The following is a 25,184-nucleotide window of genomic DNA, read 5'->3' on the forward strand; positions in this document are numbered from 1 at the left end:
GAGCACATGAGCGATTCTCCGGTCGAGAACTCGCTGGCTGTGCAGAACGTGGATTCGACCGCGAATCTCTCCACCACCGGGGACGGCGCGCACGTCGCGCCGTCCCCGGCGGGCCGCCGTCGGCGTGGCATCGGATGGAAGCAGCGGCTCGAGATCACTCTTCTGTCGGGCCCAGCGATCGTCGTCTTCGTCGCGTTCGTGATCCTGCCGGTGGTGCTGGCGGCCTACTACGGCTTCTACAAGTGGAAGGGCTTCGGCGCTCCCACGGACTTCGTCGGCCTGCACAACTACGTCATCATCCTCAAGGACCCCGAGTTCCACTCGGCGCTCCTGCACAACGGCTTCATCCTCGTGCTGTCCCTCATCATCCAGGGGCCGGTCGGGATCCTGCTCGCGCTCCTCCTCAACCGGAAGATGCGCGGACGCTCCCTCATCCGCGTCCTGATCTTCGTGCCTTGGGTGGTCTCCGAGGTCATCGCCGGCACCGGCTGGAGCCTCATGCTCCAGACCGACGGCGCCGTCAACGACCTCCTGCAGAGGATCGGCCTCGGCGCCTTCCAGGCCGAGTGGCTGTCCAGCCCGAGCATCGCGCTGTGGTCGCTCATGGCGATCCTCACGTGGAAGTACATCGGCTTCGCCGTGATCCTGTTCATGGCCGGGCTGCAGAACATCCCCGAGGAGCTCTACGAGGCGGCATCGCTCGACGGCGCCAGCTACTGGCAGACGCAGCGGCGCATCACGCTGCCGCTGCTCGGCCCGACCATCCGGATCTGGGCGTTCCTGTCGATCATCGGCTCGCTCCAGCTCTTCGACCTCGTCTACATCGTCTGGGGCCAGTACGTCGCCGGCACCGCCGGCGTCTCGACGATGGCCACGTACATGGTCCAGTACGGCCGCAACGCCGGGAACTTCGGCTACGGCTCGGCCGTCGCCGTCGTCCTGTTCCTCATCTCCCTGATCGTCGCGCTCGTGTACCAGCGCTTCGTGCTGCGCCGCGACACCGAGGGCGCGCTGACCGGAAGGAGCAAGTGATGGCTGCCACCACGGCCCCGCCCCTCGCCTACCCGGACACGCCCGAGGTCCCGGTCCGCCAGAACAAGAAGACCCCCTGGGGCAGCCCGACCACGTACTTCATCGCGCTCGTGCTGGTCGCGGTGACCCTCGCACCGGTCGCGTACATCGTGCTGGGCGGGTTCCGGACGAACGCGCAGATCACGACCGACCCCTCGGGGCTGCCGTCGCCGTGGGTCGGCAAGAACTACACGAGCGTGCTGCAGAACAAGGTCTTCTGGCAGCAGCTCGGGAACTCGACGCTGGTCGCCCTCGTGACGACCGTGGGCGTCGTCGTCCTCGGTGTCATGGCCAGCTACGTGCTGGCGCGGTACCGGTTCCGCGGCCGGGGCGCGATGTACTCGCTGTTCGCGGCCGGGCTCATGTTCCCGATCACGGTCGCGATCACGCCCCTGTACATCCTCATCAAGAACATCGGCCTCATCAACAACCTGGCCGGCGTGATGCTCCCGCAGATCGCCTTCGCGCTGCCGACGACGATCATCATCCTGGTCCCGTTCCTGCGGGCCATCCCGGAGGAGATCGAGGAGGCGGCGTGGCTGGACGGCTGCGGGCGGCTCGGGTTCTTCTTCCGGATGGTCCTGCGCCTGTCTCTGCCCGGCGTCCTGACGACCGGCATCCTCGCGTTCGTCGCGAGCTGGAACAGCTACATCCTGCCGCTGTTCGTCCTCAACGACCTCGGCAAGTACACGCTGCCGCTCGGCGTCCAGGCGTTCTCGTCCCAGTACTCCCAGGACACCGCCCAGGTGCTCGCGTTCACCTCCCTGTCGATGATCCCCGCCCTCGTCTTCTTCTCGCTGTTCGAGCGGCGCATCGTCGGCGGCCTGCAGGGGGCGGTGAAGGGATGACCGCCGACGCCACGCACGAGGACCGCGCGCGCGACCTCCTCGCGCGCATGACCCTCGAAGAGAAGCTCGCGCAGATCGTGGGCTTCTGGGAGAAGGAGGACGGCGAGGCCGTCGCGCCGCTGCAGGGCGAGTTCTGGGCCAGCTCCGGCCTCGACGACTTCGCGAAGGACGGCCTCGGTCACCTGACCCGCGCCTACGGGACCCGTCCCGTCGACGCCGCCGAGCGCGCCGCCTGGTTGCGCGGCTTCCAGCGTCGCCTCGCCCGGGACACCCGGCTCGGCATCCCCGCGATCGTGCACGAGGAGTGCCTCACCGGCCTCTCGGCGTGGGGCGCGACCACGTTCCCGACGCCGGTCGCCTGGGGTGCGTCGTTCGACCCGGAGCTCGTCGAGCGGATGGGTGCCGCGATCGGGGACTCGATGCGCGCCCTCGGGATCCACCAGGGCCTCGCGCCCGTGCTCGACGTCGTCCGCGACCCTCGCTGGGGCCGGGTCGAGGAGTGCATCGCGGAGGACCCGTACCTCGTCGGCACGGTCGGCACGTCCTACGTCCGGGGCCTGCAGTCGGCGGGCGTCCACGCGACGCTCAAGCACTTCGTCGGCTACTCTGCGTCCCAGTCGGGCCGCAACTTCGGGCCCGTGCACGCGGGTCCCCGCGAGCTCGCCGACGTCCTGCTGCCGCCGTTCGAGATGGCCGTCCTCGACGGCGGCGTGCGGTCCGTCATGCACGCCTACACCGAGATCGACGGCGTCCCCGTCGCCTCGGACCCGGCGCTGCTGACCGGGGTGCTGCGGGACGCGTGGGGGTTCGACGGGACCGTCGTCGCCGACTACTTCGGCGTCGCGTTCCTGCACCACCTGCACCACGTCGCCGACTCGCTCGGCGAGGCCGCGGGCCTGGCGCTCGGGGCCGGCATCGACGTCGAGCTGCCGACGGGCGACGCGTACCTCGCGCCGCTCGCGGACCGGGTCCGCGCGGGCGCCGTCGACGAGTCCCTCGTGGACCGGGCCGTCCTCCGCGTGCTGCGGCAGAAGGCCGAGCTCGGGCTCCTCGACCCGTCGTTCGCGGACTCGCTGGATGCTTCCGAGGGGTCTGACGCGCCGGGGTCGATCGACCTCGACCCGCCCGAGCACCGCGCGCTCGCCCGCCGGCTCGCGGAGGAGTCCGTGGTCCTCGTGTCGAACGACGGCGCGCTGCCGCTCGTCGGGACCGGGGGCGCCGCCCCCGCACGCGTCGCGGTGATCGGGCCGAACGCGGACCGGAGCGAGGCCCTCTTCGGGTGCTACTCGTTCGTCAACCACGTGCTGGCTCAGCACCCCGGCGTCGACACCCGCATCGCAGCGCCCACGATCCTGGAGGCGCTGCGCGGCGAGCTCGGGGGCGCGGAGGTCGTCGTCGCCGCGGGCTGCCACGTGGACGACGACGACCGGTCGGGGTTCGCCGACGCCGTCGCCGCGGCGCGGGACGCCGAGGTCGCGGTGGTGGTCGTCGGGGACCAGGCCGGCCTGTTCGGCCGCGGCACCTCGGGCGAGGGCTGCGACCGGGACGACCTCGAGCTCCCGGGCGTCCAGCGCGCGCTCGTCGAGGAGGTCCTGGCGACGGGCACGCCCGTCGTCCTCGTCCTGCTCACCGGACGCCCCTACGCGGTGGGGTGGGCGCTCGAGCGATGCGCCGCCGTCGTGCAGACGTTCTTCCCGGGGGAGGAGGGGGGCTCCGCCGTCGCGGGCGTGCTCACGGGCCGCGTCAACCCCTCCGGGCGGCTGCCGGTCAGCCTGCCGCGGTCGGCCGGGGCCCAGCCGTACTCCTACCTGCACCCGTCGCTCGGCGAGGGCGACGAGGTCAGCAACCTCCCGACGACGTCGCCCGCGCCGTTCGGGCACGGACTGTCGTACACGACGTTCGTCCGGTCCGACCTCGAGGTCGACGCCGAGACGCCCACCGACGGCGTCCTCGGGGTGCGGGTGCGCGTCACCAACGCGGGCGACCGTGCGGGCGACGACGTCGTCCAGCTCTACGGGCGCGACCTCGTCGCGTCGGTGACGCGGCCGGTCGCCCAGCTCCTCGGCTACCGGCGCGTGCACCTCGAGCCGGGGGAGTCCGCAGTCGTGGAGCTCCGCGTCCCGACGACGCGGCTCGCGTTCGCGGGGCGCGACCTCGCCCGGGTCGTGGAGCCGGGCGAGCTCGACGTGTGGGTCGGGACCAGCGAGGCCCGCGACGTGCAGGCACGCACCCGCCTCGTCGGCGATGTGCACCGGGTCGGCGTGACGTCGCCGCGCTGGACGACGGCGGAGGTGCGGTGACGATCGCCTCGGCGCCCGCCGCGTCCGACGCCCGGTACGCCCACCGGGTGGGGACGGCGCGGCTGCGCCTCCTCGACCCGGCGGGGCGGCCGCGCGCCGGCGAGCTCGTGACCCTCGCGCAGGAGGCGCACGCGTTCGGCTTCGGCTGCACGGGCGCGGACCTCCTGCACCTCGCGGGCGTCGGCGACGACCCTGCGGGCCCGTCGGACGAGGCGGGCTCCGCCGTCGTCCAGCAGTGGCTCGGCCTGTTCGACACCGCGACCCTGCCGTTCTACTGGGCGCGGTTCGAGCCGGTCGAGGGCGAGACCGACACCGCGCGGATGCTCCGGGCGGCGCGCTGGTTCGTCGACCGCGGCGTCACGGTCAAGGGGCACCCGCTGGTGTGGCACACGCTCGCGCCGCCGTGGCTGCTCGGCCGGTCGGACGACGAGGTCGAACAGGCGATCCGGCGCCGGATCGCGCGGGACGTCACCGCGTTCGGCGGCCTCGTCGACCTGTGGGACGCGATCAACGAGGTCGTGATCCTCCCGGTCTTCGACCAGGAGGACAACGCGGTCACGCGCCTCGCCCGGTCGCGCGGCCGCGTCGAGATGGTCCGGCTCGCGTTCGACGCCGCCCGCGACGCGAACCCCGACGCCCGGCTCGTGCTGAACGACTTCGACCTCTCGGAGGACTACGAGCACCTGGTCGAGGACTGCCTCGAGGCCGGGGTGCGCATCGACGCGCTCGGGCTGCAGACGCACATGCACCAGGGCTTCCGCGGCGCCGACGCGATCGAGGGGATCCTCGAGCGGTTCGCGCGCTTCGGGTTCCCGTTGCAGCTCACCGAGACGTCGCTCGTCTCGGGCGACCTCATGCCGCCCGAGATCGTCGACCTCAACGACTACCAGGTCGCCGACTGGCCGAGCACCGCCGAGGGCGAGGAGCGGCAGGCGAGCGAGGTCGTCGCGCACTACGAGACCGCGTTCGCGCACCCGGCGGTCGAGTCGCTGACCTACTGGGGCATGACCGACGCGACCGCCTGGCTCGGCGCGCCGTCGGGCCTGATTCGTCGGGACGGCACGCCCAAGCCCGCCTACGACGCGCTCCGCGGGCTCGTCCGCGGGCAGTGGTGGGTTCCGCCGACCACCGTCCGCGCGGACGACGACGGCACGGTCGTCGTGCGTGGCTTCGCCGGGCGGTACGCGGTGAGCCCCGGTGTCGTCCCCGGGACGGCCGGCCACCTGCTCCCGGCCCGGGCGACGGTCGAGGTGACGCCCGGGGAGAGCCGGGCCGACGTCGTCGTCTGAGCCCTGCGGGCGCCGCGGCCGGGCGTATCAGCCCGGCCCGCGCCGCCCTCCGTCCTGACGAGGCGCCTTTCGGGGGCGCGGGCGGTCGGGTCGAGGAGGACGCGATGAAGCGGCTCGTGGTGTGCTGCGACGGCACGTGGGGCTCGCCGGTCAGCGCGAGCGTCACCAACATCGAGAAGATCGCGCGCGCGGTCCGCACGGACAAGCCCGTGGACGGCGTGCAGCAGATGGTCTTCTACATCGGCGGGGTCGGGGCGCGCGGCTACCTCGCCGACAAGGTCCTGGGCGGGGCGTGGGGGTACGGGATCACCACGAACGTCGTCGAGGGCTACCGGGTCATCGCGATGAACTACGACCCCGGCGACGAGATCTTCGTCTTCGGGTTCTCCCGCGGGGCGTACACGGCGCGGTCGGTCGCGGGGATGATCGCGTCGGTCGGGCTGCTGCGCCCCGACGCCCTGTTGCGCGACGGCCTGGCCAAGGCCGAGCAGGCGTACCGCGACTACGGGCCGGACGGCAGGGCGCGGCGCGCCGCGTTCAAGGCCGCGAGCTGCTACGACAGCACCCCGCTCGCGTTCCTCGGCGTGTTCGACACCGTCGGCGCGCTCGGTGTTCCGCTGCCGTTCCTGCGCAAGGCGAAGTTCCACGACGTGTCGCTGTCGGCGTCGGTGCGGTGCGCGCGGCAGGCGCTGTCCATCGACGACCGGCGCATCAAGTTCGAGCCCAGCCTGTGGGAGGTGCCCGTCGGCGAGCCGCCGGGACGCGTGAAGCAGGTGTGGTTCCCCGGCTCGCACAGCGAGGTCGGGGGCGGCACCGCGCACCGCGGGCTGTCCGACGTCGCGCTGCGGTGGATGGTCGGCGAGGCCGTCGCCGTGGGGCTCGTCGTCGACGCCGACCGGATCGAGGCTCAGGTCGAGCCCGAGGCACGGTTCGTCAGCAGCCCGGGGCCCGGGCCGCTGTTCGGCTTCCTCAACGTGTTCAGCGCGCTGCACCGGCACCCGCGCTTCCGGCTCGGGCACCGGCACTGGCGGCGGGTCCTCGCGGGGCTCGAGGCGCCGCACGCGCCCGACCAGGAGTACCGCGCGACCATCGCCGAGCACGCCGACCGGATGAGCCGGGACCCCCGGTCCGCGTACCAGCGCGAGGCCGTCAACATCGGCTGGTGGCGGGACCTCGCGGGCGGCGAGCTGCCGGTCGAGCCGATCGCGTGCGAGGCGCACGACGACCGCCAGATCGAGTTCCTCTGACCCGCGGACCCACCGGACGCACCGCACGCGCCCTCGGCGGGGGACCGATCCGCTAGCCAGGAAGACGCCGTCCTGGACTCACGCAGGAGCGGTGTCGAACGGGGTGGCGGTGGCGCAGAGGTCGAGCCCGTCCGTCGACCGGCCGACGGCTTTCAGCAGGCCGCCGGCCGGCCGCTGGACGCACCATGGAATCGTCGCGGACCCGGGCACGCGGCCGAGCCCTGCCGATCCGCCTCCGGACCCGGCCACGACCGCACGATGGAGCAACGCTCATGACCGATCTGCTCACAGGCAAGACCATTCTCATCACCGGCGCCTCGTCCGGCATCGGCGAGTCGGCCGCGCACCTGTGCGCCCGCGAGGGCGCGAACGTCGTCATCACGGCCCGCCGCGAGCCCGAGCTCGAGCGGGTCGCCCAGGACATCGCCGCCGGTGGCGGCAGCGTGCTCGCGGTTCGGGCGGACACCACGGACGCCGACGAGGCACGACGAGCCGTCGAGGCCGCCGTCGAGAGGTGGGGGCGCCTCGACGGGGCCCTGAACAACGCCGGTCGCAGCCAGGGCGGCGGCCGCCTCGCCGAGGTCACGGACGAGACCTTCGACGCCGTCCTGGAGACCAACGTCAAGGGGGTCTGGCTGGCGATGCGCGCGGAGCTGCAGGCCATGACCGCGGAGGGGGCTGCTGGTGGCGCGATCGTGAACGTCAGCAGCATCGGGGGCACGTTCGGCTCCGCCGGGCAGAGCGTGTACGGGGCGACGAAGGCCGCCGTCATCGCGCTGAGCCGCGCCGCCGCGGTCGAGTACGGCCGCGAGGGCGTCCGCGTCAACGCCATCGCGCCCGGCGCCACGATGACCGAGATGATGGTCGCCTGGCAGCAGCGCGACCCGGGCGTCGTCGAGAGGCTCAGCTCCCTCGCCGCCCTCGGCCGCCCCGGCCAGCCCGACGAGATCGCCGAGGCCGCCGCCTGGCTTCTCAGCGACCGCGCGAGCTACGTCACCGGCATGACCCTCGGCGTCGACGGCGGCACCGCCACCTGGCCGCACTGACGCCGTCGGGACGACGCAGCGCGGGCCGGACGACGACGGCGCCGCCCTCCACGGGGGAGAGCGGCGCCGTCGGCGTCGTGGCGGGTGCTGTCAGCCGGTGTTCTGGACGCCGGCGGCGACACCGTTGAGCGTGAGCAGCAGCAGCCGCTGCTGGGTCGCGACCTCGTCGGCGGGCAGCTCGCCCGCGCGGAGGGCGCGCAGCGCGCGCAGCTGGAGCAGCGACAGCGCGTCGACGTAGGGGCTGCGGAGCTGGACGGCGCGCCCGAGCACGCGCAGGTTCGCGAGGACGCGGTCCTTGTCCGTGACCTTGAGGACCCACTCCTGGGTGAGCTCGAGCTCGGTGAGCACGAGGTCGGCGAGGTCGTCTCGGTCCCCGAGCGCGAGGTACCGCCGCGCGATCCGCGCGTCCGTCTTGGCGAGCGACATCTCGATGTTGTCGATCATCGTCGTGAACAGCGGCCACTCGCGGTACGCGGTGCGGAGCAGCTCGAGGTCGCCGACGCCGGCGAGCGCGCTGCCCAGGCCGAACCACGCGGTGAGGTTGATGCGCGCCTGCGTCCACGCGAAGACCCAGGGGATCGCGCGCAGGTCGTCGAGCGAGTTCACCGAGAGGCCGCGCTTGGCGGGACGGGAGCCGAGCGGCAGCAGCCCGACCTCCTCCTGGGGCGTGACGCGCGCGAACCACTGCGGGAACCCGTCGGACTTCACGAGCTCGAAGAAGCGGGCGCGGGAGACCTCGTCGAGCCTGCCCGCGAGGTCGGCGAACCGCTCGGCCGCACCCGCGTTGCGCTGCTCGATCGACGGCGCGTCGTGCAGCAGGGTGGCCGCGGCCACCTGCTCGATGTGCCGGACGGCGATCACCGGGTTGCCGTAGCGGGCGGCGATGACCTCGCCCTGCTCGGTCAGCTTGAAGCGGCCCTCCACCGAGCCCGGGGGCTGCGCGAGCACGGCCCGGTTCGCGGGGCCGCCGCCACGCCCGACGGCGCCGCCGCGGCCGTGGAAGAGCGTCAGCTCGATGCGGTTCTGCTCGGCCCACGCGACGATCCGGCGCTGCGCCGTGTACAGCTCGAGGGTCGCGGACACGGGCCCGACGTCCTTCGAGGAGTCGGAGTACGCGAGCATGACCTCGACGCGCCGCTCGGTCTGCGCGAGCCGCGCCTTGACGCGCGGGTCGTCGAGGATCTCGCCGAGGATCCGGGGGCTCGCCTCGAGGTCCGCGAAGGTCTCGAAGAGCGGGATCACGTCGATCACGGGCGGGGTGCCGCCCGGGCCGACGGCGTGCTCGGCGAGCGTGTACACGCATCCGAGGTCGGCGGAGCTCTGCGTGAACGACACGATGTAACGGCGGCTGGCCATCAGGCCGTACCGCGCCTGGACGTCGACGATGGCCCGGAACACCTCGAGGACCTCACGGCTGCGGTCCGACAGGAGCGCCTCGTCGACGCCGCCCTCGGGGGTCCGGCCGCCCTCCGCCAGGACCTTCTCGACCTCGGCGAGCGTCTCGCGGTGCACCTGCGAGTGCTGGCGCACCTCGAGCTCCGCGAGGTGGAAGCCGAACGTGCGGACCTGCCACACGAAGTCCTGCAGGTCGCCGTACGCGACGCGCAGCGCGCCCGCCGCGACCAGCGAGTCCTGCACGGTGACCAGCTCGTCGAGCAGCTCGTCGGCGGCGGCGTAGCCGAGCGTGGAGTCGCCGGCCAGGGTCGCGCCCAGGCGGCGCGCGACCACGAGGATCGCCTGGCGGTGCGGCTCGTCGGGGGAGCGGGCCTCGACCTCGTCGGCCAGGGCCGGGTCGAGCTCGCGGGCCCGGGCGAGCTGCGCGACGAGCGCCTCCGACGGCGGGGTCGTCGCCGCGTCGACCGTCGTGGCCCGCCCGATCCGGACCGCCACGTTCTGGTACGCGTGCAGGATGTGCTCGTTCGCGATCGCCGCGGCCTGGCGGGTGATGTCGGCGGTGACGTTCGGGTTGCCGTCGCGGTCGGCGCCGATCCACGAGCCGAGCTTGACGAACGGCTCGACGGCCGGCGCCTCGGCGCCGGCACGGTCGCCGTTCACCCAGCCGTCCAGGCGGCGGTACACCTGCGGGAACGCGGTGAACAGCGTCTCGTCGAACACGCCCATCGCGGTCCGCACCTCGTCGAGCGGCGACGGCTTGCTCGTGCGCAGGGGCGCGGTGCGCCACAGCTCGTCGACCTCCGACAGCAGGCGCCGCGTGTTGTCGGCCAGCGCCACCCCGCCGAGCTGCTCCAGCTCCCGGCGCTCCATGAGCACCGTGATGCGGCGGATGCAGGCGGCCACCGCGCGTCGTCGGGCCTCTGTGGGGTGAGCGGTGAGGACCGGGCGGAACTCCAGCGCCTTGAGGCGGCGAGCCGACTCCGCCGGGCCGACCTCGCTCACCAGCTGCGCGTACGCGGCCGGCAGGGAGTCCTCCGCGCGTGCCTCCGTGGGGGACAGGCCGGCCTCGCGCTGCCGCAGCACCCGGACGCGGTGGTTCTCCTCCGCCAGGTTCACGAGGTGGAAGTAGGCCGTGAACGCCTTCGCCACGTCCTCGGCGCGCTGCGCGGAGAACCCCGCGATCAGCTCCTCCGCCTGCGCGATCGCCTTCGACGTCCCGTTCTCGGACGCCGCCTGGATGGTCAGCGCACGGAGGCGCTCGACGTCGTCCAGAAGGTCCTGGCCGCCCCACTCGCGGAGTACGGTGCCGAGCATCTCGCCCAGCAGCCGGACGTCCGCGCGCAGCGGCTCGGGCATCTCGTCCCGGGCATGTCCGCGTTCTACGTCGTTCGACATCACGGGTCCGAGGGTACCCACCTGTCCGTACCACCTGTGCTCACGGCCGGATCGTGGGCACCCGTCCCCCGCCGACGACGCGCCGCCGCCCCGCCCCGCCCGCGCCCCCGGCCCCCACCGCCCGATGTCGCCGTCGGCGAGCGGGGCTGCGCGGGTGGGCGCTTCGGGCGGAAGATGGGCGCATGGGTCACCGCGACGCACTCGTCCCCCTCCAGCCGCACGTGCGCGGCAATCCCGACGCCCCCGTGACGATCGTCGAGTTCGGGGACTTCCAGTGCCCGTTCTGCCGCGACGCCGCACCGGTCCTCGACGAGCTGGTCGAGAGCTCGAACGGCCACGTCCGGCTGGTCTGGCGGCACTTCCCGCTGTTCGAGGTGCACCCGTACGCGCTGACGGCCGCGCTCGCGTCCGAGGCGGCGGGCAGCCAGGGCCGGTTCTGGGAGATGCACGACGCACTGTTCGCGCACCAGGACGACCTGTCCGACGCCGGCCTCGTGGACCTCGCGCGCGAAGTCGGGGTGGGCGACGCGTGCGTCGTCGGGGAGTCCGCCCAGGAGTTCGGGGACGTCGTCGAGGCGGACTACGCCGACGGGCTGGCGCACCAGGTCGCCGGCACGCCGACGGTGTTCGTCAACGGCGTGCGGTTCGAGGGCCGCATCACGCGGGACCGGCTGCGGGCCGCCGTCGAGGCGCTCAAGCTGACCAAGGCCGTCGCGCGGTGACGTCGTCGGGGCCGCTCGTCAGAACCCGGTGAGCCCCGAGCCTCACCAGGTTCTGACAGCCCGGGGCAGACTTGCGAGTGTCAGAAGCTCGTGAGCCCAGACCCTCACCACGTTCTGACAAGTCCCCGGAGGTACCCAACGCATGTCCGAACGCCTCGCGCTCTCGCTCACCCCGCCGCGCCCCGGCCCGGCGCTGCGGGTGCAGATCCGCCCGGTCGCCCCGAGCCTGCGCCGCTTCCTCGCGACCGAGGCCGGCGGCGCGGCGCTCCTGCTCGGGGCGACCGTCGCGGCGCTCGTCTGGGCGAACCTGTGGCCGGCGGGCTACCGCGCGTTCTGGTCGACGGAGGCGGGCGCGCACGCCGGCGACGCGCACCTCGACCTCACGCTCGGCGAGTGGGTCAACGACGGCCTCATGGTCGTGTTCTTCCTCGTCATCGCGCTGGAGATCGCCCGCGAGGTGTCGACGGGGGAGCTGCGCGACCGCCGGACGGTGGCGGTGCCCGCGCTCGCGGCGCTCGCGGGCCTCGCCGTCCCCGCGCTGGTGTTCGTCGCGTTCACGCACGGGACGGGCGACGTGCACGGCTGGGGCACGGTGATGTCGACGGACACCGCGTTCCTCATCGGCATCCTCGCCCTGTTCGGCCCGCGCTGCCCCGACCAGCTGCGCCTGTTCCTGCTCACGCTCGCCGTCGTCGACGACATCGGCGCCATCACCGTGATGGCGATCGTCTACACGCCGTCCGTGCACGTCGCGCCGCTGCTCGTGGCCGCGGGCATCGCGGTCGTCGTGCTCGTGCTGCGCTGGCTGGGCGTGTGGCAGCTGCTGCCGTACGTGGCGGCGGGCATCGCGCTGTGGTTCGCGGTGCACGCGTCGGGCGTCGAGCCGACGCTCGCGGGCGTCGTCCTGGGCCTCCTGGTCCCGACGGCCGCCCCGCGCCGGCGCCAGGTGCAGGACGTCGCCCGGTTCGTCCGCCTGTTCGAGCTGGAGACGACGGCGGAGCGCGAGCACCAGGCCGAGCTGGCGGGCCGCGCCGCGGTCCCGGTGAACGAGCGGCTCCAGCGGTCGCTGCACCCCTGGTCGGGCTTCGTGATCGTGCCGATCTTCGCGCTCGCGAACGCGGGGGTGCGGCTCGACGGCACGGCGCTGCAGGACGCGCTGCACTCCCGAGTCGCCGTGGGGATCGCGATCGCGCTCGTGGCGGGGAACCTCGTCGGCGTGTTCGGGGCGTCGTACGTGGCGCTGCGGACCGGGGTGGGCGTGCTGCCGGGGCGGGTGCGCTACGGGCACCTGCTGGGCGGCGCGATCCTGTGCGGCATCGGCTTCACGATCGCGCTGTTCGTCACCGACATCGCGTTCACGGACGAGGCGACCAAGGCGGAGGCGAAGGTCGGCATCCTCGCGGGGTCGCTCGTCGCGGCGCTGCTCGGCACGGCGGTGCTGCGGTTCTTCGGGGAGCGGTCGTCGCTGTGCTCGCCGGGCGTCGAGGCGCTCCCGGCCGCCCTGCCGCCGCGGCCCTGGGCGTCGCCGTCGGCCTGAGGGCTCAGTGCGTCGTGACGGGCGCGAGGTAGAGGCTCGGTGAGCACCCGACCTCGCCCGGCGCGAGCGTCACCGGGTCGAAGCCCGTGTACGTCCGGGCCTTCCCGCCGTCGGGCCGCACGCCGACGACGCAGTCCCTCGTGGACGACAGGCCGACGGCGGCGACCAGCTCGTCGCCCGATCGCGCGACGCGCACCGTCAGCGGCGCCGGGAAGCGCGCAGCGAGCGCCCGTTGCGCGGCTTCCTCTCCGGTCCGCTCCGGCAGTGCCTCGAGCGCCGCACGCACGTCGGCCTCGCCGTCCGCCGGGAACGTCGGGAGCGGCGTCGGGGACGGTGCGGCGGTCGGGGCGCCTTCCGGGCAGAGGATCCGTTCGCGGTCCGCGACGTCCGCGCCGGGCCGGACCACGAGCCGCCAGCACACGCGGACCGATCCCGCGGTGCGTTCCTTGCCGAAGACCGCCTGGGCTGGGACGGCAGGGACCCGCACCGCGACGGCCAGCTCGATGCGGGCGCCGTCGTCGGTGTCGGTCCGCCCGGACCACGCCAGCGGCGTGACGTCGTAGCCGGCGTCCGGGACGTCGTCGGGCAGGCGCGGGTTCGCGGCCTCCTGTGCGAGCCGGTCGGCGTCGGCGGCGCGCCCACCGGTGGCGACGTCGTCGGCGATCCCGAGGACGACGCGGTCCGCGAGATCGCGCGCGAGCCGGTCGCCGTCGGTCGGCCGGAGCGCGAGGGCGACCAGCACGACGGCCGCGACGGCGGCGAGCACCACGACCGCGAGCACGACGGCGAGCGCCGGGCCGAGGCGGTGCCCGCGGGGGGCCGCCGACGTGGGCTCGTTCGGGTCCATCCTGGGATCGTGACACGGCGAGGCCCGGGAATGCGGGACCCGTCCGGAAGGTTGTTGAGACAACTAACCCCTCTGGAGGACGTCGTGCCCACCACCACCCCGACCACCGCGGACCTGCTGCCCGCCGCGACGTCGATGGCTGCCGTCACGCTGCTCGTGCGCGACCTCGACCTCATGACCCGGTACTACCGGGACGCCCTGTCCCTGGACGTGCTCGACGACGCCGCCGTGCCGGGGACGGTCGCCGCGCCCGAGGCGCTCGGCGCGGGGGGCGCCGGGGCCGCCCGGCGGGAGACCGTCGTCCTCGGACGCGGCGGGGTGCCGGTCGTCGTCCTGCGCCGCGAGCCCGAGCTGCCCGTCGCGCGCCGCGGCGAGGCGGGACTGTTCCACACGGCCGTGCTGTTCGACGACCCGCCCGCGCTCGCGCACGCCCTCGCGTCCGTCGCGCGCACCGCGCCCGGCACGTTCGTCGGGTCCGCCGACCACCTCGTCTCCGAGGCGTTCTACTTCACCGACCCCGAGGGCAACGGCGTCGAGCTGTACCACGACCGGCCGCGCACCGACTGGGGCTGGGACACCCAGCCCGACGGCCTGCGGACCGTGCGGATGGACACCCTCCACCTCGACCCGAACGCGTTCCTCGAGCGGCACCTGGCGCGGACGACGCCGGCCGCTGCCGGCCCGCCCGCCGGGCTCGCCGGTGCCGTGGTCGGGCACGTGCACCTCAAGGTCGGCGACGTCGACGCGGCCCGCGGCTTCTACGTCGGCACGCTCGGCTTCGAGGAGACGGCGCGCGTGCCCGGCGCCCTGTTCGTCTCGGCCGGCGGGTACCACCACCACCTCGCCGCCAACACGTGGCAGTCGCGCGGCGCGGGCCCGCGGGCGTCGGCGCTCGGCCTCGGCACGGTCGCGGTGCGGCTCCCGTCCGACGACGCCGTCACGGCGCTCGCCGACAGGCTCCGGCACGCGGGGGTCGCCACGCGCCACGACGGTGCGGCGCTGCGGTTCGAGGACCCGTGGAACAACGCGATCGAGGTCGCGTCGGCCTGAGCCCTACGACGCCGGGACGCGCGGGGCCTTGACGACCAGGACCGGGACCGGTGCGTCGAGCAGGACGCGCTGGGTCGTGGTGCCGAGCAGGAACGTCCCGACGTCGGGACGCTTGCGGGCTCCGAGCACGACGACCTCGGGGGAGACCTGGTCGACCGCGTCGAGGATCGCCTCGGCCGGGAGCACGTCGGGGTCGCGCCGCAGCACGGGCGCGTCGGCCAACGCGGCGGGGAGCTGCGCGCGCGCGTGGGCGAGCTCGTCGTCGGGGTCGACGCCCTCGGAGCGGTCGACGCCGGGGACGCTGAGCGTCAGCAGCGTGAGGCCGGTGCCGCGGCGTTCGGCCTCGCCGACCGCGACGCGCAGGGCCGCGTCGCCTTGCGGGGTCAGGTTGTACGCGAGGAGCACCGTCACTGGCCCATTGTGACCCACGCGCGGGGGCCGCGGCAGCACGGGGCCGGCTCAGACTCCGGCGAGGGCGAGCCCCGGCGGCAGCAGCGGCGGGACGACCTCGTGCGCCAGCCGGGCGAGCTCGGCCGGCCGGTCCGCGCCCATCCGCTCGGCGGGCACGGTCACGCTCAGCGCCCCGACGGGCACCCCGGCTCGCACCAGGGCGATCCCGACGCACGCGATGCCCGGCTCGTTCTCCTCCTGCTCGACGGCGTAGCCGAGCCGGCGCGCGCGGGCGACGGCGGCGTCGTCGGCGGGGGTGGCGTCGGGAGGCAGGTCGCCGCCGAGGGCCAGCAGGGCGCGCCCGAGCGCGGTGCGGGCGGCCGGGCGCCGCCGGCCGACGGCGGACCACACGCGCACCGGCCGCTCGGGCTCGACCTTGTCGAGGTAGAGCACGTCCGTCCCGACGAGCACCCCGAGGTGGACGAGCTCCTCGCCGGCCTCGCACAGCGCCACGAGCGCCGGGTGCACGAGCGCGGGCAGGTGCTCGGCGGGGGCCCAGGTCGCGCCGAGCGCGAGCGCCGCGGCGCCGAGGCGGTAGGCCCCGTCGGGCGAGCGGTCGACGTAGCCGCGGTGCGCCAGGGCGGCGAGCGTCCGGTGCACCGACGACTTGTGCAGGTCGAGCGACTCGGCGAGGGGGCCGAGCGGTAGCCCGTCGGGGCCGGCGTCGGAGAGGGCCTCGAGCGCGCGGAGCGCCTTGTCGACCGCGGGCAGCGGGCTGTCCTGGGCTTCCACGGGGCCTCCGGTGTAGGGTGCGATCCGCAACGCGGAACGCGCGTTCACTATGACGAAACGCTATCACGAGCGATAGCCCGGCAGGACGGAGCCGTCCATGACCACCACCCCCGGCGCACCCCCCGCGCCCGACCACCTCGCCGCCGCCCAGGACTTCGTCCTCGACGCCGTCGGCATTACCCGGGTCGTCCCGGTCGTCGTCGTCGACGGCCCCGACGACGGCGTCGCCGTCACCCGCGCGCTCGTCGCCGGCGGGCTCCCCGTCGCCGAGATCACCTTCCGCACCGCCGGCGCGCGCGACGCCGTCGCCGCCGTCGCCGACCAGCTCCCCGACGTCCTCGTCGGCGCGGGCACCGTGGTGAACGTCCGCCAGGTCGACGACGCGGTGGCCGCCGGGGCGCGGTTCCTCGTCTCGCCCGGGCTCTCGCGCGCCGTCGTCGAGCGCGCCCACGAGCACGGGATCCCCATCGTGCCCGGCGTCGCCACACCGACCGACGTCATCGCCGCGCTCGACCTCGGGCTCGACGTCGTCAAGCTGTTCCCCGCGGGGGTCCTCGGCGGCGTCGCCGCCGTGAAGGCCCTCGCCGCGCCCTTCCCGGGCGTCCGGTTCGTGCCCACCGGCGGGATCTCCGCCGCCAGCGCCCCCGACTACCTCGCGCAGCCGTCCGTCCTCGCCGTCGGCGGCTCGTGGATGGTCGACAAGGCCCTCGTCGCCGCCGGCGACTGGGACGAGATCACCCGCCGCACCGCCGAGGCCGTCGCCCTCGCCCAGCCCACCGGAGGAGACCGATGACCGCCCTCGACGTCCGCCCCGCCGCCGACTGCCGCTACGACGTCGTCGCCCTCGGGGAGGTCATGCTCCGCCTCGACCCCGGCGAGCGCCGCGTGCGCACCGCCCGGCGGTTCGACGCCTGGGAGGGCGGCGGCGAGTACAACGTCGCGCGCGGCCTGCGCCGCTGCTTCGGGCTCCGCGGCGCCGTCGTCACGGCGCTCGCGGACAACGAGGTCGGGCGCCTCGTCGAGGACCTCATGCTCACCGGCGGGCTCGACACCTCCTGGGTGAGGTGGCTGCCCTACGACGGCATCGGCCGCACCGTCCGCAACGGCCTCAACTTCACCGAGCGCGGCTACGGCGTGCGCGGCGCCGTCGGCGTCTCCGACCGCGGGCACACGGCGATCGCCGCCATGCAGCCCGGCGACGTCGACTGGGACGCCCTCTTCTCCCAGGGCGTGCGCTGGTTCCACACCGGCGGGATCTTCGCGGCCCTGTCCGAGTCCACCGCCGACGTCGCGGAGGCCGCCATGGCCGCCGCGCGCCGGCACGGGACGATCGTCTCCTACGACCTCAACTTCCGGCCCTCCCTGTGGGCCGGCATCGGCGGGCCCGAGAAGGCGCAGGAGGTCAACACCCGCCTCGCCCGGCACGTCGACGTCATGATCGGCAACGAGGAGGACTTCACCGCGTCCCTCGGGCTCGAGGTCGAGGGCGTCGACGAGAACCTGACCGACCTCGACACGGGTGCGTTCCGCGCCATGATCGGGCGCGCCGCCGAGGCGTACCCGAACTTCCAGGTCATCGCCACCACCCTGCGCGGCGTCCGGAGCGCCACCCGCAACGACTGGGGCGCCATCGCCTGGTCCCGGCGCGAGGGCTTCGCCGAGGCCACCCACCGCCCCGACCTCGAGATCCTCGACCGCGTCGGCGGCGGCGACTCCTTCGCCTCCGGGCTCGCCTACGCGCTCATGGAGCTCGGCTCCGTCGCCGACGCCGTCGAGTACGGCGCCGCGCACGGCGCCCTCGCCATGACGACGCCGGGGGACACCTCCATGGCGACGCTCGCCGAGGTCAAGCGGCTCGTCGGGGGTGGGGGCGCGCGGGTGGTGCGCTGATCGTCGACTCGCCCCGCTCCGTCCAGGTCGGGTTCGGGCCGGGACGACGGGGTGTGCGCGCGGTCTTCCATCCGCCTCGCTCGTCCCTCGCTCGGCTCCCGCCAGGCCCGCCACGACCGCGCGCACACCCCGCCCTCCCGGCCCTCGTGCACCGTGCGGCTCGGCCTGTGCGTGCGTTCGGTGCACCGCCCGCGTGGGTCCGGCCCCGACGAGGTGCTTCCCCTCGCTCGCTGGGACTGACCGGTGGCGGGTCGCCTCGGGTCGCGACCGACCGTGCGTCGAGCACAGGCTGCCTGCCCGCCGAGCACGGGCTCCGCGACCGTCTAGCCGAGCTGAGGGTCGCGGAGCCCGTGCTCGGCGGGCCAGGTGCCCGTGTTCGCGGGTCGCCTCGACCACGGCGGGAGCCGTCATTCCCGACGACGGCGCCACCGGTCCGCGGCGCGGACGGCGGACGCCCGGGGCGTCGTCGAGCAAGCGGGTTTCCCGCCGAGCAAGCGCGTCTGAGGCTCTTGCTCGGTCGGAAGCCCGCTTGATCGGCGGGGGCGAAGCGCGGAGCTCGAGCGTTCTCGCCGAGACCGTGGGTGCCGGCCGGCCGTCGTCGAGCACGGGCTATGTGCCCGACGACCAGGGGCTCCGCGACCGTCAGCTCGACCTGACGGTCGCGGAGCCCGTGTTCGGCAAAGGGCGGTGACGCGGGTCACGCCTCATTTCCGCGACGGGGGTGTTGCGTAAAACCGGTCAGGTGAGGCTACGCTTACCCCGCGAGCCCAGCACCCGCCGGGACGCGCCTCCACCGTCCGCCTGAACCGGGGTCACCGTGCTCGCAACGTTCGTCATCGGCCTGCGTGAAGGCCTCGAGGCCGCGCTCGTCGTCGGCATCCTGGCGGCCTTCCTCAAGCGCAACGGCGCGTCCATGCGCCCCCTGTGGTGGGGCATCGGGGCAGCGGTCCTGCTGTCGGTCGGGGTCGGCGTCACGCTCGAGGTCGTGTCGACGAGCCTGCCGCAACGTGCGCAGGAGGGCATGGAGACGGTCATCTCGGCTGTCGCGGTCGTCTTCGTGACGACCATGATCGTGTGGATGAGCGCGCACGCGCGCGGGCTCAAGAAGGAGCTCGAGGCGAGCGCCGGCGCCGCGCTCAAGGACGGCACCGCCTGGGCGGTGGCCGGGATGGCCTTCCTCGCGATCGTCAAGGAGGGCTTCGAGACGTCGGTCTTCCTGCTGGCGACGTTCCAGGCGTCGACGAGCACCACGGCCGCGGTCGTGGGCGCCGCGCTCGGGATCGTGGTGTCCGCCGGGCTGGGCGTGGGGCTGTACCAAGGCGGCATCCGGTTCAACATCGGCAGGTTCTTCCAGGTCACGGGCGTGTTCCTCGTGTTCGTCGCGGCGGGCCTCGTCGTCACGACGCTCCGGACGGCGCACGAGGCCGGATGGCTCACGGTCGGCCAGGGCCGCACGGTCGACCTGACGTGGCTCGCGCCCGCCGGCTCGGTGCAGGCGGCGCTGCTGACCGGCGTCCTCGGCATCCCGACGGAGCCGCGCGTCGTCGAGGTCGTGGCCTGGTTCGCCTACCTGGTGCCGATGCTCGCGTTCGTGCTGTGGCCCGCGAAGCGCCGGCTCAAGGGCGCCGCCGCGATGCGGTTCGAGCTGGGGCTCGCGGGCGGCCTCGCCGCCGCGGCCCTCGCGCTCGCGCTGCTCGTCCCGGCCGTCGGCCCGTACCCGGGCGGCGCGAACGTGCCCGTCGTCGCCTCGGCGGACGACCCGACGCCCGTCGGCGTGGCCGGCATCGGCACGGACGGCCGCGCCGTCGGCGCCCTCGACCGGCAGGGACGCATCATGGGCACGGCGGGATTCGGAGACGCGCAGGGCGCCGCCACCACCGTGGACGGCGTCGCCGCGACCGAGAAGCAGGTCACCGAGGACCTCCCGACGACGGACCTCCCCACGACCGTGACGCTGGCCCAGCTCACCGAGTACGGCGGCGGCCGTGTCCCGGTCGGGATCGACCCGACGACGGCGCCCGGCCCGTACACGGCGAGCTGGAAGCAGACCCAGGCGTTCGACGTCGTCGAGACCGGGAACCACGTGCTGCTCCGCGCGACCCAGACCACGCGGACCGTCCTGACCGTCACGGGCGGCGGCCTCGCCGCGAGCCGGACCGTCACGGTGGCGCCCGCCGCGGCCGGCATCACGGACTGGACCGTCGCCCCCGACCAGGTGGCCGCCACCGCCGCCGCCGTCGTCGCCCGCGACCGGGCCGCGCACGAGCGGGCCCTGTGGCGCGTCTACCTCCCGATCGTCCTCGCCGTCGCGGCCGCGGCCCTCGCCGCCGCCGGGCTGCGCAGGCGCCGCGCGCTCGCCCGCGCGGCCGACCCCGCTGCCTCGTCGGCGGCACCCTCGCTCGCCCCCGCCCCGTCCCAGGCGCCCGACGCGGCCCTTCGCGTCCAGAACACGTAGGAGCAACGACCATGCAGTCCCACCTCACCCGCCGCCCGCGCACGGTGCGCGTCGCGGCCGGCCTGGCCGGGCTCGCCGGCGCCGTGGCCCTCGTCGCGTCCGGGTGCTCGGGCGACGGCGACGCCTCGGCCAAGCCCGACGCGACGTCGTCGGGCGGCGCAGCGAAGGTCGACGTGACCCTCACCGCCGCGAGCGGCTCCGACGCGTGCGAGCTCTCGGCGGACTCCGTCCCGGCCGGCCCCGTGACGTTCACGGTCACCAACAAGGACTCCGCGGCGATCACGGAGTTCGAGATCCTCTCGGGCGACCGGATCGTGGGCGAGAAGGAGAATCTCGCGCCCGGCCTCGCGCCGGTGACCTTCACGGTCACGCTCGGCGGCGGCACGTACCAGGCGTACTGCCCCGGTGCGCAGACCGACACCGTGGACCTCACGGTCACGGGCGAGGCCGCGACGCCGACCGGCGGCGTCCAGGACGTCCTCGCCCAGGGCACGACGACCTACGGCGCGTACGTCGACAGCCAGGTCGCGGACATGGTGACGGCGATCAAGGCGCTGCAGGCCGCGGTCGACGCGGGAGACGTCGCCGCCGCGCAGAAGGCGTACGCGGCCGCGCGGCCGTTCTACGAGAAGGTCGAGTCCGACGTCGCGGGCTTCGTGCTGCCCGGCAGCGACCCGACGGACAACACCGGCAACCTCGACTACCTCGTGGACATGCGTGCGTCGAACCTCGACCCGGCGGTCGGCTGGCACGGCTTCCACGCCGTCGAGCGCGACCTGTTCGAGAAGAAGGCGATCTCCGCGGACACCGAGAAGCTGGCAGCGGAGCTCACCGCGAACGTCACCAAGCTGTCCGACCTCGCGAGCGGGCTGACGTACAAGCCCGAGGACCTCGCCAACGGTGCGGCGGGGCTGCTGGAGGAGGTCCAGGCCAACAAGATCAAGGGCGAGGAGGAGAAGTACTCCCACCTCGACCTCGTGGACTTCGCGGCGAACGTCGAGGGCGCCGAGCAGGCGTTCGCGAACCTCGAGCCCGGGCTCGAGACGATCGACCCGGACCTCACGAAGCAGGTGACCACGCAGTTCGACGCCGTGAAGCAGACGCTCACGGCCTACGAGGACCCCTCCGCGCTCGGTGGGTACAAGGCGTGGACGCCGGAGCTGCGCAGGGCCGACGCCGCGAAGCTCTCGCAGGCCGTCCAGGCCCTCCAGGAGCCGCTGTCCCGCATCGCGGAGAAGGTCGCGACCGCCCAGTGACCGATGATCATGGCGCCGCGCCCGACGGCGCACCGGCAGCGCCGGACGAGTCGAGCGGCCGGTTCTCCCGCCGCGCGTTCCTCGGCGCCGGGTTCGGCGGGCTCGCGGTCGGCGCGCTCGGCGGCGTCGGGGGAGCGGCGTGGGCGCGGTCCGACGACGGCGGCACGCCCGGCGGGCCCGGCGCGTCGCCGTCCGACGGCGTCCCCTCGACCACGGCGTACCCGTTCTACGACCAGCCGCACCAGGGCGGCGTCTCGACGCCGCAGCAGCGCCACGCGATCTTCGTCTCCTACGACCTGACGACGACCGACCCGGCGGACCTGCAGGTGCTGCTGGCGCGGTGGTCGGCGGCGGCTGCGCAGCTCCAGCGGGGCCGGTCGCTGGGAGCTGTCGAGCCGTCGCACGCGAACGCGGTGCCGACGGACACGGGTGAGGCGGCCGACCTCGGCCCGTCGGGCCTCACGGTCACGATCGGGCTGGGGCCTGGCGTGTTCGACGACCGCTTCGGCCTCGCGCGCCTCAGGCCCGCGAGGTTGGAGCACCTCCCCGAGCTGCCGTCCGACCAGCTCGACCCGAAGCTCACCGGCGGCGACCTGTCCATCCAGGCGTGCGCCGAGGACCCCCAGGTCGCCTACCACGCGGTCCGGGACCTGTCCCGCGTGGCCCGGGGGACCGCCGTCGTGCGCTGGACCGTCATGGGCTTCGGCCGCGCGTCGGCGGGCAAGGGGCAGACGACCCCGCGCAACCTCATGGGCTTCAAGGACGGCACCCGCAACATCAAGGAGGACGCCGACCTCGAGCGGTTCGTCTGGCACGACGGCGCCGACCAGGCGTGGATGAAGGGTGGCACCTACCAGGTGGCGCGCAAGATCCAGATGCACATCGAGAACTGGGACACCGACTACATCGGCGACCAGCAGGCCGTGTTCGGGCGGACGAAGCAGGAGGGCGCCCCGCTGTCCGGCGCGCACGAGCTCGACGCGCCCGACTTCACGAAGAAGGGCGACGGCGGCGAGCTCGCGATCCCTGCGACCTCGCACGTCGCGCTCGCCGCGCATGAGAACAACGGCGGCCTGAAGATCCTGCGCAGGTCCTACAACTTCACGGACGGCATGAACGCGGACGGCCAGATCGACGCGGGCCTGCTGTTCGTCGCGTACATGAACGACCCGGCGGCGTTCGTGACCCTGCAGACGAAGCTCGGGCGCGTCGACCGGCTCAACGAGTACATCGCGCACGTGGGCTCGGCCGTGTTCGCGGTGCCGCCCGCGCCGGCGTCGGGCAGCTACGTGGGCGCGGCGCTGTTCCGCTGACCCTGGGGGCCCGGCCGCTCAGCCGAGCCGGCGGCGCACCCACCACACGCAGAGCCCGACGGCGGCCGCGGCGAGCGCCACGAGGATGCCCGTCTCGACGAGCTGGAGCTCCCAGAACCGGCTCGCGGGCTGGTAGGTGACGTCCTGCCGCAGGCCGAGGGAGCCCACCCAGTCCAGGCACTGCTGACCCGGCAGGTTGCGGTCGCACTGCGTCGGGTCGGCGGGCCCGACGAAGAGCGTGCCGTCCGGGGTGAGCGTGCGGTTGGTGAGCACGAGCGCGCCCTTCTGGGCGAAGTTCGCGACGACCTCCATGTGGCCGCCGTTGGTCTCGGCGAAGGTCTGCAGGTCCGACAGCTCGAGCGGGACGTTCGCGTGCACGGGCGGGAGCAGGTGGACGCGGAGCCAGAAGGAGAACGCGAGCATGACCGCGGCGACGACGGCGAACGTCGTCGCCATCGCGGTGACGGTCCGCCGCAGCACCGCCCCGAGCAGCACGCCGACCGCGACCGCGAGGAGCGCGTAGCCGACGGGCACGATCCCCCGCGCCAGGTACGTCGCGGGCTGGAGGCGGCCGCCCTGCGCGGAGTCGATCGGGCTCGCCCACCAGGTGAGCGCGAGCGAGGCGAGGCCCGCGGTGACGGCGGCCGCCCCGAGGGCGACGCCGAGCCGCGGCAGGAGCCACCGGGTCCGGGTGACGCTCTGCGTCCAGGCGACGCGATGGGTGCCGGCCTCGAGCTCGCGCGAGACGAGCGGGGCGCCCCAGAACACGCCGGCGAGGACGGGGAAGGCGATGACGGCGAGCGCGCCGATCGAGTAGAACGCGCCCGTGAGCCCGGACTTCGCGTCGCGGAGGAACGACTGCGCCAGCCCGGAGCACCGGTCGCCGCTGCAGCCGGCGGTCCCGCTCTGGGAGTACAGGTCGGCGAGGTGCGGGCCCGTGGCGACGGCGAGCACGCCCAGGCAGGCGAGCAGGGCGAGGGCGACGTAGCCCTGGGCGCGGAACAGGCGCCAGGCGAGCCAGCTCATCGGACGGCCTCCGAGGGCGAGGCGGGGCGGGGGGTCGGGGCGGCGGCGCGCGCCATGTACGTGAGGACGACGTCCTCGAGGCCGAGCTGCTCGACCTGGACCCGGTCGGCGACGACGGGGAGCGCGCTGCGCACGACGACGGAGCGGTGGCGACCCTTGTCGGTCTCGAGCACGAGCTCCGCCCCGGGCGGCAGCGCGTCGAGGTCGCGCGCGTCGCCGGTGAGGCGGTAGTGCGTGCCCGTGACCTCGTCGATGTCGCCGGCGAGCTGCACCTGGGAGCCCGTCAGCACGACGAGGTGGTCGCAGACCCGCTCGAGGTCGCTCACCAGGTGCGAGGACAGCACGACGGACGCCTCGTGGTCGACGACGTGCGCCATCAACCCCTGGAGGAACTCGTGCCGTGCGAGCGGGTCGAGGCTGGCGGCGGGCTCGTCGAGCAGGAGGAGCTCGGGGCGCTTGGCGAGCGCGAGCGTGAGGGCGAGCTGGGCCCGCTGGCCGCCGGAGAGCCGGCCCGCCTTCTGGTGTGTGTCGAGTCCCAGGTCGGTGACGCGACGCTCGGCGGCCTTGGCGTCCCAGCGCGGGTTGAGGCGGCGGCCGAGCTCGAGGTGGTCGGCGACGGTGAGGTTCGCGTAGGTCGGCGCGTCCTGCGCGACGAACCCGACGCGCCCGAGCTGGTCGGGCCCGGAGGCGGGGGTGTCGCCGAGGACCTCGATCTCGCCGGACGTCGGCCGGAGCAGACCCGCTGCGAGGCCCAGCAGGGTCGACTTGCCGGCGCCGTTCGGCCCGACGAGCGCCACGACCCGCCCGGCGGGGATGTCGAGGGTGCAGTCGTCGAGGGCCGTGCGCCGGCCGTACCTTTTGGTCAGCCCGCGGGCCGTGAGCGCCGACGTCACGGCTCGACCCGGAGGTGCTCGCGCAGCGTCCCGTGGACGAGCGCCTCGACGCTCTCGTCGTCGAGCCCGGCCTGCTGCGCGTCCCGGAGCCAGCGGACGAGGCCGGCGCGGAGGCGGACGTAGGAGGCGGCGGGGACGTCGCCCGCGAGCGAGCCGGTGACGAACGTGCCGAGCCCCGGCCGCGGGGTGACGAGCCCGGCGTACTCGAGCTCGCGGTAGGCCTTGTGGACCGTGTTGGGGTTGATCGTGACCGTGGAGACGACCTCGCGGACGGTCGGGAGCTGGTCGCCCTCGCGCAGGAGGCCGAGCCGGAGGGCGTGCCGGACCTGCTGGACGATCTGGAGGTACGGCGCGACGCCGGACGCGGAGTCGAGGTGGAACTGGATCATCGGTCATCCCATTCTGCTAGGGCAATAGCACAA

21 protein-coding genes are annotated in these 25,184 nt (G+C 74.3%); 14 read left to right on the top strand and 7 right to left on the bottom strand.

What is annotated here, in order from left to right; all coding sequences use genetic code 11:
- The first annotated feature begins 6 nt into the window (after nt 1-6).
- The 6 genes from ACLQ14_RS10205 to ACLQ14_RS10230 all read left to right on the top strand — a co-directional run bounded on the left by ACLQ14_RS10205 (nt 7) and on the right by ACLQ14_RS10230 (nt 7,801).
- A complete protein-coding gene (locus tag ACLQ14_RS10205; protein ID WP_425812545.1) occupies nt 7-1,032 on the top strand; it encodes a carbohydrate ABC transporter permease in 1,026 nt (341 codons plus the stop codon).
- Nucleotides 1,032-1,919, top strand: coding sequence for a carbohydrate ABC transporter permease (locus ACLQ14_RS10210; RefSeq protein ID WP_425812547.1), 888 nt, complete (start codon nt 1,032-1,034; stop codon nt 1,917-1,919). Before ACLQ14_RS10205 ends, ACLQ14_RS10210 begins: the two co-directional genes overlap by 1 nt.
- Nucleotides 1,916-4,219 (top strand): glycoside hydrolase family 3 N-terminal domain-containing protein, encoded by a 2,304-nt coding sequence (locus ACLQ14_RS10215; protein WP_425812549.1) that lies wholly within the window; start codon nt 1,916-1,918, stop codon nt 4,217-4,219. The genes ACLQ14_RS10210 and ACLQ14_RS10215 overlap by 4 nt, the downstream gene beginning before the upstream one ends.
- On the top strand, nt 4,216-5,508 hold the full coding sequence (locus ACLQ14_RS10220) for an endo-1,4-beta-xylanase (protein ID WP_425812551.1): 1,293 nt from the start codon (nt 4,216-4,218) through the stop codon (nt 5,506-5,508). The genes ACLQ14_RS10215 and ACLQ14_RS10220 overlap by 4 nt, the downstream gene beginning before the upstream one ends.
- Nucleotides 5,509-5,612: 104 nt before the next feature.
- The gene (locus ACLQ14_RS10225; RefSeq protein WP_425812553.1) at nt 5,613-6,755 is read left to right on the top strand and encodes a DUF2235 domain-containing protein; all 1,143 of its coding nucleotides are present in this window, start codon (nt 5,613-5,615) and stop codon (nt 6,753-6,755) included.
- A 272-nt stretch (nt 6,756-7,027) separates the two neighbouring features.
- Nucleotides 7,028-7,801: an SDR family NAD(P)-dependent oxidoreductase gene (locus ACLQ14_RS10230; protein ID WP_425812555.1), complete on the top strand. Its 774-nt coding sequence runs from the start codon at nt 7,028-7,030 to the stop codon at nt 7,799-7,801.
- A gap of 90 nt (nt 7,802-7,891) precedes the next feature.
- Here ACLQ14_RS10230 and ACLQ14_RS10235 read toward each other — a convergent pair whose 3' ends face one another.
- On the bottom strand, nt 7,892-10,591 hold the full coding sequence (locus ACLQ14_RS10235; protein ID WP_425812557.1) for a phosphoenolpyruvate carboxylase: 2,700 nt from the start codon (nt 10,589-10,591) through the stop codon (nt 7,892-7,894).
- Between the two features lie 182 nt (nt 10,592-10,773).
- Between ACLQ14_RS10235 and ACLQ14_RS10240 the strand changes: the two genes are divergently transcribed.
- Nucleotides 10,774-11,313, top strand: a complete 540-nt coding sequence (locus tag ACLQ14_RS10240) for a DsbA family protein (RefSeq protein ID WP_425812559.1) — start codon at nt 10,774-10,776, stop codon at nt 11,311-11,313.
- Between the two features lie 142 nt (nt 11,314-11,455).
- Nucleotides 11,456-12,850 (top strand): Na+/H+ antiporter NhaA, encoded by a 1,395-nt coding sequence (gene nhaA / locus ACLQ14_RS10245; protein ID WP_425812561.1) that lies wholly within the window; start codon nt 11,456-11,458, stop codon nt 12,848-12,850.
- 4 nt (nt 12,851-12,854) lie between these two features.
- Here the strand turns inward: nhaA and ACLQ14_RS10250 are convergent, their stop codons facing one another.
- A complete protein-coding gene (locus ACLQ14_RS10250; RefSeq protein ID WP_425812563.1) occupies nt 12,855-13,697 on the bottom strand; it encodes a hypothetical protein in 843 nt (280 codons plus the stop codon).
- 135 nt (nt 13,698-13,832) lie between these two features.
- Between ACLQ14_RS10250 and ACLQ14_RS10255 the strand changes: the two genes are divergently transcribed.
- Entirely contained in the window at nt 13,833-14,747 is a 915-nt protein-coding gene (locus ACLQ14_RS10255) for a VOC family protein (protein WP_425812884.1), read from the top strand.
- A gap of 3 nt (nt 14,748-14,750) precedes the next feature.
- Here the strand turns inward: ACLQ14_RS10255 and ACLQ14_RS10260 are convergent, their stop codons facing one another.
- Nucleotides 14,751-15,158: a universal stress protein gene (locus ACLQ14_RS10260; RefSeq protein ID WP_425812565.1), complete on the bottom strand. Its 408-nt coding sequence runs from the start codon at nt 15,156-15,158 to the stop codon at nt 14,751-14,753.
- Between the two features lie 48 nt (nt 15,159-15,206).
- Entirely contained in the window at nt 15,207-15,929 is a 723-nt protein-coding gene (locus tag ACLQ14_RS10265) for an IclR family transcriptional regulator (RefSeq protein ID WP_425812567.1), read from the bottom strand.
- 97 nt (nt 15,930-16,026) lie between these two features.
- Between ACLQ14_RS10265 and eda the strand changes: the two genes are divergently transcribed.
- The 5 genes from eda (at nt 16,027) to efeB (ending at nt 22,843) form a co-directional block, all read left to right on the top strand.
- Nucleotides 16,027-16,722: a bifunctional 4-hydroxy-2-oxoglutarate aldolase/2-dehydro-3-deoxy-phosphogluconate aldolase gene (eda, locus tag ACLQ14_RS10270; protein WP_425812569.1), complete on the top strand. Its 696-nt coding sequence runs from the start codon at nt 16,027-16,029 to the stop codon at nt 16,720-16,722.
- Nucleotides 16,719-17,819 (top strand): sugar kinase, encoded by a 1,101-nt coding sequence (locus ACLQ14_RS10275; RefSeq protein WP_425812571.1) that lies wholly within the window; start codon nt 16,719-16,721, stop codon nt 17,817-17,819. The genes eda and ACLQ14_RS10275 overlap by 4 nt, the downstream gene beginning before the upstream one ends.
- Before the next feature lie 817 nt (nt 17,820-18,636).
- Entirely contained in the window at nt 18,637-20,274 is a 1,638-nt protein-coding gene (gene efeU / locus ACLQ14_RS10280) for an iron uptake transporter permease EfeU (RefSeq protein ID WP_425812573.1), read from the top strand.
- Nucleotides 20,275-20,285: 11 nt separating this feature from the next.
- The gene (gene efeO, locus ACLQ14_RS10285; protein WP_425812575.1) at nt 20,286-21,530 is read left to right on the top strand and encodes an iron uptake system protein EfeO; all 1,245 of its coding nucleotides are present in this window, start codon (nt 20,286-20,288) and stop codon (nt 21,528-21,530) included.
- Entirely contained in the window at nt 21,527-22,843 is a 1,317-nt protein-coding gene (gene efeB, locus ACLQ14_RS10290) for an iron uptake transporter deferrochelatase/peroxidase subunit (protein WP_425812577.1), read from the top strand. The genes efeO and efeB overlap by 4 nt, the downstream gene beginning before the upstream one ends.
- Before the next feature lie 18 nt (nt 22,844-22,861).
- Here efeB and ACLQ14_RS10295 read toward each other — a convergent pair whose 3' ends face one another.
- Genes ACLQ14_RS10295 through ACLQ14_RS10305 form a run of 3 tightly spaced genes read right to left on the bottom strand, consistent with a single transcriptional unit; the run spans nt 22,862 to nt 25,151 of the window.
- On the bottom strand, nt 22,862-23,869 hold the full coding sequence (locus ACLQ14_RS10295; protein WP_425812579.1) for an ABC transporter permease subunit: 1,008 nt from the start codon (nt 23,867-23,869) through the stop codon (nt 22,862-22,864).
- Nucleotides 23,866-24,762: an ABC transporter ATP-binding protein gene (locus tag ACLQ14_RS10300; protein WP_425812581.1), complete on the bottom strand. Its 897-nt coding sequence runs from the start codon at nt 24,760-24,762 to the stop codon at nt 23,866-23,868. The genes ACLQ14_RS10295 and ACLQ14_RS10300 overlap by 4 nt, the downstream gene beginning before the upstream one ends.
- Nucleotides 24,759-25,151, bottom strand: a complete 393-nt coding sequence (locus ACLQ14_RS10305; RefSeq protein WP_425812583.1) for a GntR family transcriptional regulator — start codon at nt 25,149-25,151, stop codon at nt 24,759-24,761. Before ACLQ14_RS10305 ends, ACLQ14_RS10300 begins: the two co-directional genes overlap by 4 nt.
- Nucleotides 25,152-25,184: the final 33 nt, after the last annotated feature.

The sequence above is a fragment of the Luteimicrobium sp. DT211 genome (assembly GCF_049844995.1).
Classification (GTDB): domain Bacteria; phylum Actinomycetota; class Actinomycetes; order Actinomycetales; family Cellulomonadaceae; genus Luteimicrobium.

Bases quoted from the DNA above. Each gene is read 5' to 3' on its own strand.
- efeO (WP_425812575.1), top strand. From the start codon at position 20,286: ATGCAGTCCCACCTCACCCGCCGCCCGCGCACGGTGCGCGTCGCGGCC.
- ACLQ14_RS10225 (WP_425812553.1), top strand. From the start codon at position 5,613: ATGAAGCGGCTCGTGGTGTGCTGCGACGGCACGTGGGGCTCGCCGGTC.
- ACLQ14_RS10250 (WP_425812563.1), bottom strand. From the start codon at position 13,697: ATGGACCCGAACGAGCCCACGTCGGCGGCCCCCCGCGGGCACCGCCTC.
- ACLQ14_RS10235 (WP_425812557.1), bottom strand. From the start codon at position 10,591: ATGTCGAACGACGTAGAACGCGGACATGCCCGGGACGAGATGCCCGAG.
- ACLQ14_RS10255 (WP_425812884.1), top strand. From the start codon at position 13,833: ATGGCTGCCGTCACGCTGCTCGTGCGCGACCTCGACCTCATGACCCGG.
- ACLQ14_RS10230 (WP_425812555.1), top strand. From the start codon at position 7,028: ATGACCGATCTGCTCACAGGCAAGACCATTCTCATCACCGGCGCCTCG.
- ACLQ14_RS10205 (WP_425812545.1), top strand. From the start codon at position 7: ATGAGCGATTCTCCGGTCGAGAACTCGCTGGCTGTGCAGAACGTGGAT.
- ACLQ14_RS10275 (WP_425812571.1), top strand. From the start codon at position 16,719: ATGACCGCCCTCGACGTCCGCCCCGCCGCCGACTGCCGCTACGACGTC.
- ACLQ14_RS10240 (WP_425812559.1), top strand. From the start codon at position 10,774: ATGGGTCACCGCGACGCACTCGTCCCCCTCCAGCCGCACGTGCGCGGC.
- ACLQ14_RS10210 (WP_425812547.1), top strand. From the start codon at position 1,032: ATGGCTGCCACCACGGCCCCGCCCCTCGCCTACCCGGACACGCCCGAG.
- eda (WP_425812569.1), top strand. From the start codon at position 16,027: ATGACCACCACCCCCGGCGCACCCCCCGCGCCCGACCACCTCGCCGCC.
- nhaA (WP_425812561.1), top strand. From the start codon at position 11,456: ATGTCCGAACGCCTCGCGCTCTCGCTCACCCCGCCGCGCCCCGGCCCG.
- ACLQ14_RS10295 (WP_425812579.1), bottom strand. From the start codon at position 23,869: ATGAGCTGGCTCGCCTGGCGCCTGTTCCGCGCCCAGGGCTACGTCGCC.
- ACLQ14_RS10305 (WP_425812583.1), bottom strand. From the start codon at position 25,151: ATGATCCAGTTCCACCTCGACTCCGCGTCCGGCGTCGCGCCGTACCTC.
- ACLQ14_RS10215 (WP_425812549.1), top strand. From the start codon at position 1,916: ATGACCGCCGACGCCACGCACGAGGACCGCGCGCGCGACCTCCTCGCG.